This window comes from Arthrobacter sp. B055-34 (assembly GCF_059090425.1).
Genome location: NZ_JBNHFQ010000002.1, coordinates 124,559 through 137,360 on the forward strand (window position 1 = coordinate 124,559; position 12,802 = coordinate 137,360).

The 12,802-nt window shown below is 65.1% G+C and carries 9 protein-coding genes; 3 read left to right on the plus strand and 6 right to left on the minus strand.

The annotated features are described in order from the left end of the window. Positions 1-192: 192 nt before the first annotated feature. Positions 193-1,806, plus strand: coding sequence for an AMP-binding protein (locus AC5RWO_RS03690; protein ID WP_498729492.1), 1,614 nt, complete (start codon positions 193-195; stop codon positions 1,804-1,806). 48 nt (positions 1,807-1,854) lie between these two features. On the opposite strand, the gene AC5RWO_RS03695 is transcribed toward AC5RWO_RS03690, so the two are convergent. After that, complete coding sequence (locus AC5RWO_RS03695) at positions 1,855-2,403, minus strand: thioesterase family protein (RefSeq protein ID WP_498729493.1); 549 nt, start codon at positions 2,401-2,403, stop codon at positions 1,855-1,857. Between the two features lie 112 nt (positions 2,404-2,515). On the opposite strand from AC5RWO_RS03695, the gene AC5RWO_RS03700 reads away from it, so the two are divergent. Next, positions 2,516-3,550, plus strand: coding sequence for an NAD-dependent epimerase/dehydratase family protein (locus AC5RWO_RS03700; protein ID WP_498729494.1), 1,035 nt, complete (start codon positions 2,516-2,518; stop codon positions 3,548-3,550). Positions 3,551-3,570: 20 nt separating this feature from the next. Here the strand turns inward: AC5RWO_RS03700 and AC5RWO_RS03705 are convergent, their stop codons facing one another. Further along, positions 3,571-5,268, minus strand: coding sequence for a BCCT family transporter (locus AC5RWO_RS03705; RefSeq protein WP_498729495.1), 1,698 nt, complete (start codon positions 5,266-5,268; stop codon positions 3,571-3,573). Between the two features lie 107 nt (positions 5,269-5,375). Between AC5RWO_RS03705 and AC5RWO_RS03710 the strand changes: the two genes are divergently transcribed. After that, positions 5,376-5,984 (plus strand): cob(I)yrinic acid a,c-diamide adenosyltransferase, encoded by a 609-nt coding sequence (locus AC5RWO_RS03710; RefSeq protein WP_498729497.1) that lies wholly within the window; start codon positions 5,376-5,378, stop codon positions 5,982-5,984. On the opposite strand, the gene AC5RWO_RS03715 is transcribed toward AC5RWO_RS03710, so the two are convergent. From AC5RWO_RS03715 to AC5RWO_RS03730, 4 genes are read right to left on the minus strand one after another with little or no spacing between them, the layout of a single operon-like run. Then, positions 5,981-9,100 (minus strand): alpha-mannosidase, encoded by a 3,120-nt coding sequence (locus AC5RWO_RS03715; protein WP_498729499.1) that lies wholly within the window; start codon positions 9,098-9,100, stop codon positions 5,981-5,983. The genes AC5RWO_RS03710 and AC5RWO_RS03715 overlap by 4 nt on opposite strands. Positions 9,101-9,129: 29 nt before the next feature. Continuing rightward, positions 9,130-10,062 carry a carbohydrate ABC transporter permease gene (locus tag AC5RWO_RS03720; RefSeq protein ID WP_498729500.1) on the minus strand — a complete coding sequence of 311 codons (933 nt, stop codon included), beginning with the start codon at positions 10,060-10,062 and terminating at the stop codon, positions 9,130-9,132. A 3-nt stretch (positions 10,063-10,065) separates the two neighbouring features. After that, entirely contained in the window at positions 10,066-10,998 is a 933-nt protein-coding gene (locus AC5RWO_RS03725) for a carbohydrate ABC transporter permease (protein WP_498729501.1), read from the minus strand. A gap of 4 nt (positions 10,999-11,002) precedes the next feature. Beyond that, on the minus strand, positions 11,003-12,382 hold the full coding sequence (locus AC5RWO_RS03730; protein WP_498729503.1) for an extracellular solute-binding protein: 1,380 nt from the start codon (positions 12,380-12,382) through the stop codon (positions 11,003-11,005). Positions 12,383-12,802: the final 420 nt, after the last annotated feature.

Here is a 12,802-nt window from a genome sequence, read left to right on the forward strand (position 1 = left end):
GGCGCCCTGCCAAGGCAGGCACCGCCGTCGTTGTTGAAATCGCCCCGTAGGGCGCCTACGAGGTGGCTTGGGTTGAGCCAGCGCCGTGGCTGCGGTCACAAACGGACAAGCGGAGTCGCTAGCATGGAGCAAACCGGGTAACCAGCCCGTCTTGAGCCCGATCAGGCCAAGTCGTTCCGAACGGAGTCCTTCATGCCAGAACCCGCCGCTGTGCCCCAGCTGACCGAACCGGTGAAACCAGCCGAACTGCTCTGCGACCGGCATCCGGCGGCCGATACCGCCTTCACCGTGATCGAACCGGATTTGAGCTCGACGGACCTGAGCTACGGCTGGCTGAAGGACCGCTCGGAGCAAGCCGCGGCCGCCTTCGCCGCCCTGGGCGTGAAGCCGGGAGACCGGGTGGCGACGCTGATGGGCAAGAGCGCGGATCTGGTCGCGGTGCTCCTGGGCCTCTGGCGGCTGGGCGCCGTGCACGTTCCGCTGTTCACCGCGTTCGCCACGCCTGCCATCGAAGTACGGCTGGCCCGCAGTGGCGCCGCCGTCGTCGTCGCCGATGCAGCCCAGTTGCAGAAGCTCGATGGCCTGCGGGACAAGCTCGGATTGCAGGTGATCGTCGCCGAGGCCGATCCCGCAACAGCAAATAACGACGGCGGTGCGGCGCACTTGACCGCGTTGCTCGACGCGCAGGGCGCAGGCTTCCCCGCCGTCGAACGCTCGCTCGATGACCCGCTGGTGGAGATCTTCACGTCCGGGACCACGGGCGAGCCCAAGGGCGTCCCGGTTCCGGTCAAGGCTCTGGAGGCATTCCACGCTTACCTGTATTGCGGGCTGGATGTGCGCGAGGACGATGTCTTCTGGAACGTGGCCGATCCGGGCTGGGCCTACGGGTTGTACTACGGGCTGCTCGCGCCGCTGTATGCCGGCCGGCGCAACCTCCTGCTCCGCAGCGGCTTCGATCCGGAACTCTGCTGGCAGATCCTGCGGGACTTCAAGGTCACCAACTTCGCCGCCGCACCCACCATCTTCCGGTCCATGCGCGCCGCACGCCCCGAGGGCATCGACGGGCTGGCCGTCCGTCGCGCTTCCAGTGCCGGCGAACCTCTGGATGCGGACACGATTGCCTGGTCCGCGAAGCATCTCGGTGCGGCGGTCCGTGACCACTACGGGCAGACCGAAATGGGCATGTGCATCATCAACTGCTGGGAGGAATCGGCCGCCCGCGAGGTCCGGCCGGGGTCCATGGGCTTTGCCATGCCCGGCTACACCAGCACGGTGCTGGAGATGGACTCCGACGAGGCCGCGGCTCCCGGCGTGAAGGGGCGGGTGGCGCTGGATGTTCCGGCCAGCCCGCTGTTCTGGTTCAACGGCTACACCAACGATCCGGCCAAAACCGCCGGGCGGTTCAGCGCCGACGGGCGCTGGTACTATACCGGGGACACCGGGCAGTTGGACGAGGACGGCTACACCTATTTCTCCTCGCGCGACGACGACGTGATCATCATGGCCGGCTACCGGATCGGTCCGTTCGAGGTTGAGTCCGTCCTCGCCACGCATCCACTCGTGCAGGAAAGCGCCGTGATCGGGGTGCCGGACGAGCTCCGGGGCGAACGGCTGGAGGCGTACGTGGTGCTGAGGGATCCTGCACGGGCGTCGGATGAACTGGAGGCCGAGCTGCAGCAGCTGGTCAAGCAGCAGTACGCCGCGCACGCCTACCCGCGGACGGTCCACTTCGTCGACGAACTGCCGAAAACCCCCAGCGGCAAGCTGCAGCGGTTCGTGCTCCGGGCCCAGCACGCCAAGGAATAGCAGCCGTCAAAACCGAAGCCGCGCCCCCGCCGTCGTTGTTAGTGGTCTTTACTTGAGCCAGGCGTGCGGCGCGGGGCGGCGCGTGCTGGGCAGCGAGTTGTTCAGCCGCCACTCGTGGATCCACTCGGGCAGGACCAGTTCCGCCGGCGGCTGGCCCGTCTCGGCGAAGATCTCTTCGTTGCCGACCGGGCCCTGTTTGGAGACCAGGCGGGCGCAGATGTAGGCGCGGGCGTAGATTTCGCCACCGCTGACCATCCGCTGCTCGAAGAAGATGGCCCGCTCGTCGAACCCGATGATCTTCGATTCGATGGTGTATTTGGCGCCGAGGTTCAACGGCTTGCGGAAGCTGATGGTCTCCCCGCCGACAATCGGGTTCCAGCCGTTGCGGCGCATCACGGCCCACATTCCGCTGCGGACCATCAGGTCGAACCGGCCCAGATCCATCAGCGAGAAATACATCCCGTTGTTGATGTGCAGGGCCATGTCCACGTCGGTGGGCAGCACACGCAGCGGCAGCGATGAGGTGTCCCAGATGCCGAGTTTCGGCCGGCGGCGGGAGCGGAACAAATGGAAAAGGGTGCGCAAAAGCAGATGCATGACCCACATGCTACCCGCTGGTAACTTAGGCAGCGCGAACTTGGCCGCGGCCCTGTTGCGCCGAGCGGGCTCCGCGTAGGGTAAGGGCATCTGATTCCAGAGGAGGGCCGCCATGCGAGTCGCCGTGATCGGAGCTACCGGAAACGTCGGAACCGCGCTGTTGCGCCGCATGCAGCGGGCGAAAGCGGAGGACCATGACGCGCTGGAGATCGTAGGGATCGCCCGCCGTCTGCCGGAGATGCCCCGGGAACCGTACGACGGCGTCACCTGGCATTCCGTCGATGTCGCTGGAGATGCGGCGCGCGAACGGCTGGCCGAGGCACTCAACGGCTGCGACGCCGTCGTCCATTTGGCCTGGGTGCTCCAGCCCAACCATGACGAGCCCTTCATGCGCCGGGTCAACGTGCACGGCACCGCGAACGCATTGGCGGCGGCGGCGGAGTCAGGAGTGCGGCACTTTGTCTGCGCCTCGTCGGTGGGCGCCTACAGCCCCGCGAACAAAAACCGGCCCGTGGACGAAAGCTGGCCGGCGCGCGGCATAGCCTCCTCGCACTACAGCCGGTTCAAGGGCGAGCAGGAGCTGCTGCTGGACGAATTCGAACGGCGGCACCTGGAGATGCTGGTGGCGCGGCTGCGGCCCGGCCTCATCTTCCAGCACGACGCCGGCGCCCAGATTGGGCGCTACTTCCTCGGTCCGCTGATCCCCAAGTTCTTCCTGAACAAGCTCCGGATTCCGCTGCTACCGATCCCCCAGGCGTTCAAGTTCCAGGTGGTCCATGCGGACGATATTGCCGATGCCTACTGGCGGGTGGTTGACCAGCGCGCAGGCGGCGCGTTCAATGTCGCGGCGGATCCGGTGTTTACGTCCGAACTGCTCGGCGGAATGCTCGGCGCCCGGAGGGTGCTGAACGTCCCGGTGGGACTGATCCGTGCCGCCGTCGGCCTCTCCTGGGCCGTGCGCCTGCAGGCGTCGGACCCCGGCTGGATCGACATGGCCCGGAATGCTCCCATCATGAAGACGGACCGGGTCAGAACCGAGCTCGGCTGGACCCCGCGGTACAGTTCCATCGAAGCGCTCCAGTCGGTGCTCGACGGGCTGGCTGCCGGCCAGGGCGTTGCCGGCTCCCCGCCGCTGCACCCGCGGTAGTCGCAATTTTGCGCCAGCCGTTACTTGTCGTCTGATTCCCTCTTCGGCGGGCTGTCAACGGTGTCGATGGCGCCCGTCTCTACGGGTTGGGCAAAGGGAACCGTGGTCGGCACGGCAGTTGCGCCCCGGACCGGGCCCATCCGGCGTTGCCGCAACGGGTCCTTCCGAAGGTCCGCATAGAGGGCGACGCAGAGACCCATAATGATCAGCACAAACGGCGTGGCCGCCAAAATGGTGAACGTCTGCAACGCACCCAGCCCGCCCACAAAGAGCAGGACCGCTGCCACCGCGCCGGTGAGGATCGCCCACATGATGACCAGCGGTTTCCAGGGTTCCTTCTTGCCCCGCGAGGACAACGTGCCAAGCACCAGAGAGCCGGCATCGGCGCCGCTGACGAAGAAGACTGCGGTCAGGACCATGACCACAATCGCCGCGCCGATAAAGAACGGGTACTGCTGCAGCAGTGCGAAGAATCCGGCCGCCTCGCTGCCGGTACCGGCAATATCCAATCCGCCCAGCTGTGCGTTGATGCCGGCGCCGCCGAAGATGGTGAACCAGATGATGCTGACGGCGGTGGGAACCAGCAGCACGCCGAGGACAAATTCCTTGATGGTGCGGCCGCGCGAGATCCGTGCGATGAAGGTGCCCACGAACGGCGTCCACGAAATCCACCAGGCCCAGTAGAAGATGGTCCAGCTTGCCAGCCAGTCCCCGCCGCCGAAAACAGCCGAGTGGAAGCTCATCGACATGAGGCTGGACAGATAGGTACCGATGGAGTTCGGCAGCAGGTCGAGGATGAACACCGTAGGCCCGACGACGAAAACGAATACCAGCAGGACAGCGGCCAGGATCATGTTGGTGTTGCTCAGCCACTTGATGCCCCTGGACACCCCACTGGCCGCAGAAAAGACCACGCCTACCGTCAGGACACAGATAATGAGGATGGGCAGCGCGGCGCCTGGGTTGTCGTCGAACTCGCCCGTCCTCAGCAAGGTCAGTCCTGCGGCAATCTGCAAGGCACCCAGCCCCAGCGAGGTGGCCGAACCGAACTTCGTGCAGATGATGGCGAGGATGTCGATCGGCTTACCCCAGCCCTTCTCGATCCGCTCTTTGCCCAGCAGGGAGTGGAACGGCGAGCTCATCAGGTTGCCGCGGCCCATTCTGTAGGTGGAATAGGCCAGTGCGAGGCCCACCACGGAGTAGATGGCCCATGGATGCAGTCCCCAGTGGAACAAGGTGTAGGCCATGGCCTCGCTTGCGGCGGCGTCGCTGCCCCCTTCCGCGCCCACAAACGGCGGAGGCGAAGCGAGGTGGGTGACCGGTTCGTAGACGCCGAAGAACATCAAGCCGATGCCCATGCCGGCGCTGAACATCATGGCAATCCAGGACAGCGTTGAGAATTCCGTTTCCTCGCCTTCGCGGGAGAGCGGTATGTTCCCGTACCGGCCGAACGCCAGGACCAGGGAGAACGCGACGAATCCGGTGGCAGCGAGAATGAAGAGCCAGCCGAAGGTGCTGGTGATCCAGCCGAGGGCCGCGGCGGCGGCTTCCCCGATAGCCTCTGTGAAAAAGATGCCGAGAATACAGACGGTGACGACGATCACTAAGGAGACACCGAAAACAGTTTTATCTATGCCGGCCCATCCATGGGCCGGAGTGTCGGAGACCGCATCACCCAATTGCGATTCCGGCGATTTACCCGCTTGATGTTCACTCATGGAAACCCTCGCTGGTCCGTGTTGTTCTGCTTTGCTGCAACGGGACTAAGCCCTGCTCTACGTTTGCCACTTCTGCCCCGGAATCTATCGTTAGTATAGTTGCAGCCATGAACGAGCTAGGCTACACGCACAGCGGCGACTCCGGCCAGACGGATTTCGGCGGACATGGCACCATTCCCAAGACAGACGTGAGGGTCCTCGCGTACGCGGAGTGCGATGAGGCAAACGCGTCCATCGCTGTAACGCTGGCTGGAGGCTCCCTGCCTCCGCATGTAGTAGCAACGCTGATCAGCGTGCAAAATGACCTGTTTGACTTGGCCACGGACCTCAGCACACCCACCAACAGCCCCACACCGGCCAAGGCCAGGATCATTCCCGCCCATACTGAGCGGCTGGACCGGGCATTGGAACACTTCGAGCAGGAGGCCGGCGACCTAAGTGGCATGCTCCTGCCCGGCGGAACCTTCGCGGGGGCTATGTTGTACCAGTCCCGCTCAGTTGTCCGGCGCGCCGAGTTCGCTGTGTGGCGCGCCGTCGAGGAACACCCGGACACCGTCAACATCGAATGCGCCCGCTACATGAACCGCCTGTCCGGCCTGTTGTTCGTGATGGCGCGTAGAGCCAACGCCGAACACGGAGACGTGATGTGGGTGCCGGAATCCTCCGTCTCGATGCCGGCCGAACCCACGGAAGAAACCGGCGGAGAAAGCCGCTAGCGGCGGAACCTAAGCGTGGCCAGCTGGAAGGGCCGGAGCCGCACTCGGACTCCTGAGCGCACGTCCTGGAGCCAGTCGGCCGGCACTCCGCGCTCCAACAGATCCGTGGCGGCCACGCCGTCATAATCAAAGTCGGGTTGCAGTACGGCTTCGGCCCGGCCGCCGTGCGCCTCATACAAGCGCACCACAACATCGCCGCTGCGGTCTTCGGCCAGCTTGACCGCTTCGATGACGACCGCGGGATTAGGGACGGCGAACAGCGGCTTAAGCGCAGTGCTGCCTGCATCGGCGCCTCCCGCGTCGTCATCGGACACCGCAACGTCGGCGGTGCGCAGCGGCAGGTTCAGCCGGTACCCCTCCGCCACGGCTTCGGGTATTCCGGCGTTGGGCCGCAGCGAGAAGCGGAAGGAATGCCGCCCCTGGTCGGCTCCCGGATCGGGGAACAGCGGCGCGCGCAGCAGCGATGCCCGGACGGACGTGTATGTGCCGGCACCGTCGGCGAGCGCCGCGCGGCCGATGTCGTAACCGTAGGTGGCGTCATTGGCCAGGGCCACGCCGTAGCCGGGCTCTGCGACGTGGATCCAGCGGTGCGCCACCGTTTCAAAGCGGGCGGCGTCCCAGGATGTGTTGCTGTGGGTGGGCCGGTAGATGTGTCCGAACTGGATTTCCGATGCGGCGCGGTCCGCGTGCACGTCCAGCGGGAACGCCAGTTTGAGCAGTTTCTGTTGCTCGTGCCAGTCCACCTCAATTTCAAGTTCGACGGCGCTTCCGTCCTGGCTCAGCCGGATCTGCTCGGTCAGGACGGAGTCCCCGAAGGAATGGCGGATCCGCAGCCCGGGCGTCCCGTCCGTCTCCAGCGGTTCCACAAAGTCCGCCTTGCGCAGCTCTGCCACAGTTGCCTTGTAGTTCTCGTCGATGTCCCATGCATCCCACTGGTTGGGCGTGTCACGGAAGATCTGGAACAGGTTGCCCGCCAGCCTGGCCGGCACCAGCTGCCGTTCGGCGCCGCGGTCCAGCAGCGAGGTGAGCAGTCCGGCGTCGTCGATTGTCAGTTCCAGCGCTTCACTGCGCAGGGTCCACCCGCCCTCGCCATGTTCCAGCCGGACCGGCACAGGTTCTGTGGGCGCACCGCCGCCCAGTCCGGACACCCCGGCTATCGGATAGGGACCGGCGTTGACGCTGAGCCGGCCGCGGTCCGGATTGACGACGGCGGCGAGCGCCTCCGCGATCAACCTTTCCAACGTTTCGGTTACCTGCGCGTAGTTGCGCTCGGCCTCCTGATGGACCCAGGCGATCGATGAACCGGGCAGGATGTCGTGGAACTGCTGCAACAGCACCGTCTGCCAGGCACGCTCCAGCTCGTCATAGGGGTACGGCGTACCTTTGCGGATGGCCGCGGTGGTGGCCCAGAGCTCGGCCTCGCGCAGCATATGCTCGCTGCGCCGGTTGCCCCGTTTGGTCCGCGCCTGCGAGGTATAAGTGCCGCGGTGGAACTCCAGATACAGCTCTCCGGAAAAGACCGGCGGCTCCGGATACTCCGCCTCTGCCGCGCGGAAGAACGTTTCCGGGCCGGAGAGCTGCACCCGCGGCGAACCCTCGAGATCTGCCGTTCGGTAGGCCGCCGCGAGCATCTCGCGGGTGGGCCCGCCGCCGCCGTCGCCCCAGCCGAAGGGCAGCAGCGAGGTGTTGGCCGGGCCCTTTTCGCGGTAATTCCGTTGGGCGTGGGCCAGCTGTGCCGCGGAGATGTCCGAGCTGTACGTATCCGCAGGCGGAAAGTGCGTGAAGATCCGCGTGCCGTCGATCCCTTCCCACTGGAACGCGTGGTGCGGGAAGCGGTTGGTGTCGTTCCAGGAGATCTTCTGCGTCAGGAACCAGCGGGAACCGGCGGCCTTGACAATCTGCGGCAGCGCACCGGAGTAGCCGAAGGAATCCGGCAGCCACACGTCCAGCGGCTCCACCCCGAAGTTCTCCAGGAAGAAACGCTTGCCGGCAACGAACTGCCGCGCCAAAGCCTCCCCGCCGGCCATGTTGGTGTCCGGTTCCACCCACATGCCGCCGGCGGGCACAAAGCGGCCGCCGCGCACGGCTGCGGCCACCCGCTCAAACAGTTCCGGATAGTGCTCCTTCAGCCACGAGTACTGCTGGGCCGACGAAGCGGTGAAGACGAAATCCGGGTGCTCCTCGATCAGGTCCAGCACGTTGGAAAACGTCCGGGCCACCTTGCGCACGGTCTCACGCACCGGCCAGAGCCACGCACTGTCGATGTGGGCATGGCCGACGGCATGGATCCGGTGCGCACTGGCATACGCCGGGGCCTGAAGCACTTCGGCCAGGCAGGCCCTCGCTGCCGGGGCCGTCGAGGCGAGGTCCTGCGGATCGGAGGCATTGAGGGCCCGTTCCAGTGCACGCAGGATCTCATGCCGGCGCGGCAGGTCCTCGGGCAGCACGCGCATCAGCCCGTCCAGCGTCCGGAAGTCCTGCGTCAGTCCCCACACCTGCATATCCAGCAGTGCCAGGTCCGCCCGGGCCAGCACATTCTGCGGCTCGCTCCCGGCGGTGGCCTTGTCCCCCAGCGGCGTGGGCGCGAAGAGGAATCCGTCCGCGACGTTGGGGTTCGACGCCGCCTCCACATAAAACTCGATCCTGCCATCAGCTCCAGGAGCCAGCGGGACATGCATGTTCAGCGGTTCGATGCCCTTGATGATGCTGCCGTCCGGGCGGTAGGCCATCCCTTCGGCCTGGAAGCCGGGCAGCAGAGAGGTGCAGCCGAGGTCGATCACCGCCTCCAGCCGCGCGGCGCCCTCGCACTCCCCTACGGGCAGCCCAACGGAACCTTCCCCGCGGAGGCGGGTGCCGCCGTCGTACTTTGCGGTCCAATCCGCGGGAACCTCGCCGGTGAACCGGAACCAGGTGGTCCCCCATGGCAACCCCCAGGGCCGGCCCACGGCAAAGGGCTCGAACTGCTGCAGCATCGCCTCCGCGCAGGGAACCGGCTCATCCGGGCAGGCCCACGCCTCGACCCGCAGCGGTACAGCCTCCCGGTAGAGCTGCGCTGCGAGCCGCTCCGTCATGAACCGCTGGATCCGTGCCTCGACCAGTAACCGGTTGTCGTGCATAAACACTCCTTAAGGACTATTGCGACGAACTACCCCTTCATCGCACCGGCCATGGCGAACGAGCCGCCGATGCCGCGCGCGACCAGCACGTAAAGCAGGATCACCGGAATCGAATAAAGGATGGAAAAGGCGGCAAGCTGTCCGTACGCCACGGTGCCATACTGGCCGAAGAAGCGGAAGATGCTCACGGCGGCTGGCTGCTTGCCGGAGGACAGCAGCAGGATGAACGGCACAAAGAAGTTCCCCCAAGCCTGGATGAAAACGAAAATGAACACTACGGCCAATCCCGGTCGCATTAGCGGCACCACCACGTAGGCGAGCGCCTTCATCGAGGATGCGCCGTCCATCCAGGCGGCTTCCTCCAGGCTGATGGGGACCGAATCCATGAAGTTCTTGGTCATCCAGATGGCCATCGGCAGGAATGTCGCGGCCATAAAAAACGTGGTGGCCGGCAACGAGTCCAGTAGATTCAGCTGCACAAACAGGCCGTAGACCGGAACCATGATGGCGGTGATCGGCAGGCAGGTGCCGAACAGCACCGTATAAAGGAACGGTTTGTTGAAGCGCAACTGGTACCGGGACAGCGGGTACGCCGCCAGCACGGCCGCAACCACAGTGAGGGCGGCGGCCCCGGCCGAGAGCAGCAGGCTGTTCAGCAGCGGCACAAACGCCAGTTCCGGGGTCAGCACCGCCGCGAAGTTATCCAGCGTAAAGGTCTTCGGCAGCTCGGTGGTGTAGCCGGCCTCGGGATCCAGCGACGCCAGCACCAGCCAGCTCAGCGGGATGAGGAAACACAGCCCCAGCAGGATCAGCACCGCATTGGCCAGCGTCTTCGACGCGGACCTGCGGGCGGAGGAAACGGACAAGCCGGAACGCGGACGCCGCTCCCCGCCCCGGACAGGGGCGGGCGAAGCGGCGGCAGCAGTTGCAGGAGCAGGCGTTGGTGCTGGTGTCGGGGACATCGCTCACTTCTCCTTCAGCAGACGGATGTACACCACGGAGAACACTGCGCCGATCAGGATCATCACGACGGCGATTGCCGTGCCGTAGCCGATGTTGCTGTACCGGAAGGCTTCCTCGTAGGCCATGACGGGCAGCGTGGCACTGCGCCGGGAAGGACCGCCGGCGGTCATCACGTAGATCAGGGTGAAAACCGCCAGAGTCTGCAAGGTGATCAGCATCAGGTTCGTGGCGATGCTGCGCCGGATCATCGGCAGCGTGATGTACCAGAGCCGCAGCACCCCGCCGGCGCCGTCGATCATCGCGGACTCGCTGATTTCCTGCGGCACATCGTTCAGCGCCGCCTGGTAGACCATCATGGAGAACGCGGTTCCCCGCCAGATGTTGGCCAGAATGATTGCCAGCATGGGATGTTCGAAAAGCCAGTCCACCGGCGCGATCCCGACGGTGGCCGTCAATTGGTTGAGGGTGCCTTCGCGGAAGAAGAACGCGTAGGCCACGAAGGCGGCCACGATTTCCGGCAGCACCCACGCCGCCACCACACAGACACCGACGACGGCGGCAACCGCCTTGGTTGCCTTGTTCATCAGTAACGCTGTTCCCAGCCCGAGCAGGTTCTGCCCCACAATGGCCGAGGCGAACACAAACAGCACGGTCAGCCACAGGGACTGCGGAAAGTTCGGGTCGCGGAACAGGTCCGCATAGTTTTCGACCCCGATGAACTGCGGGTCCTTGGCATTTTTGCCCGTCAGCGCGGCATTGGTGAAGGACCCGTAGACGGAGAAGATGATCGGCCCGGCCAGGAAAATCCCCAGCAGTGCAATCGCCGGGGCCAGAGGCAGCAACTTCAGCCACAGCGCACCGGTCCTGCCGCTGTTCCCGTGCCCCGGTCCGTTGCCCGGCCGGAGCTCGGGCCGGGTGCTGGTCCCGGCGGTCATGTGGTCACTCGTCGACGACGTTGTCAGCTCCGACGATGTCCCGCACGGCGGCGTCATAGTCCGCCGCGGCCTCCTCCGGACTGCGCTGCCCGGTGATGACGGCTTCCGTCGCCTGCTGCGCCGCCGTGGAGATTTCCGGGTAGTCGCTGGTGGCGGGGCGGTAATGCGTCACGTCCACAACCTCGGAGACGTCGGCCACGAACGGGTTCGACTCCAGATAGGTTGGGTCTTCGGCGATATCCGAACGGACGGCGATCTGCGAGTTGTCCACCGTGTACTTCAGCAGGTTTTCCTGGCTCATCGCCGTCTTGAGGAACTCGAAAGCCAGGTCCGGGTTCCGGGAGTTGGCTCCGATGGCCAGTGTCCAGCCGCCAGACATGCTGACCGCGCCGGGCTCCTGGCCGTTCTGCGTGGGGAACGGCGCCACGCCCATCACGTCACCGTAGTCGGCCCATTCAAACATGCCTCCCTCCTGCCAGAAACTCGGCGAGTAGGAGCCCTCGACTACACCGCCCATCCTGTCCTGGGGCAGGTACTCGCCGAAGACAGCCTGCCAGATGTTCGGATCCAGCGCCTGGGCCGGGGTAAGCGCGAGTTCCTCGTCGTAGAGCGTCTTCAGGAAGGCCAGCGAATCCACAAAGCCTTGTGAACCGACCACCCATTTCTGCTGGTCCTCGTTGTAGAGCCGGCTGTCCGTGCCGTACAGCAGTTCGTAGAAACTCTGCATGACGGTGCCCTCGCCGGTGCCCGTGCCGGCATACATATGGAAGGGGACAACGTCCGGCTGGGACTCCTTGATCTGGCGTGCGGCCGCCAGGATGTCCTCCCAGGTCTTCGGTGCCCAGGGCACCTCCACCCCTGCGGCTTCCAGGACGTTCTTGTTGTACCAGATCACCCGGGTGTCGGTGCCGAGCGGGACTGCGTAAGTGGCGCCGTCGTCGGCCACGCCTGCCGCTTTTGCGCCTTCGTTGAAGCGTTCCCAGTCCGGCCATTCAGCGAGGTACGGGTCAAGGTTGAGCAGGTACCCGGCGTCGACGTCGGAGCGCACCTTGAACGTATCTTCGTAGAACACGTCCGGCGCGGTATCCGGCGAGCGCTGCGAGAGCGCCAGTCGGGTGGCGTAATCCTCGTCGCTGCCCTCAACCGGCTCCAGTTGGACGGTGACGTTTTCGTTCCCGGCTTCGAACTGGGTCTTGACGTCCTGCATCAAAGTGTCCAGCGGGGAACCTTCACCCGACTTCTGGTACACAATGCGCAGCGTGGCCTCGTCGCCAGCGCCGGCATCCCCTCCCCCGCCGCCGGCCGAACAGCCGGTCAGCACCAGCAGGCCGGCTGCAATCAGTGACAGCGATGATTTGACGGAGGTGCTCCAGATGCCACGCATGGTTCTCCTTTGATCCGCAGGCTGGATGCCGGTCACGATCTCAAGGGCAGCGAAGCCTGATGCGCACGATGGCTCGATGCTACCTCCATCGAATGGAGTAACCAATGGCTGGGGCCGAAACGTGATCTTGCATCGGAAACGGGCAAAATGTCGGCGGCAGCAAGGCCGGTGCCCAGGCAGGGAGCAACCGGAGCTTCCGCTTCGTGGTTATCAACGAAGCATTCGGCCACGGCTCGTACGAATGGGGCCGCGGTGCGGCTGGAGGGCGGCTAAACCAACCGGCCATCTTCTGCAGACAGACCAGCACTGACTAAAGGAAAAACCCCCACCTCATGGTCTTGACTAGGCCCAACCACAATGCCAATTGTTGTCACTTCGGCGTAGGGTGGCCGGTATTGGGAGCGGACGCTGGACAAGCTG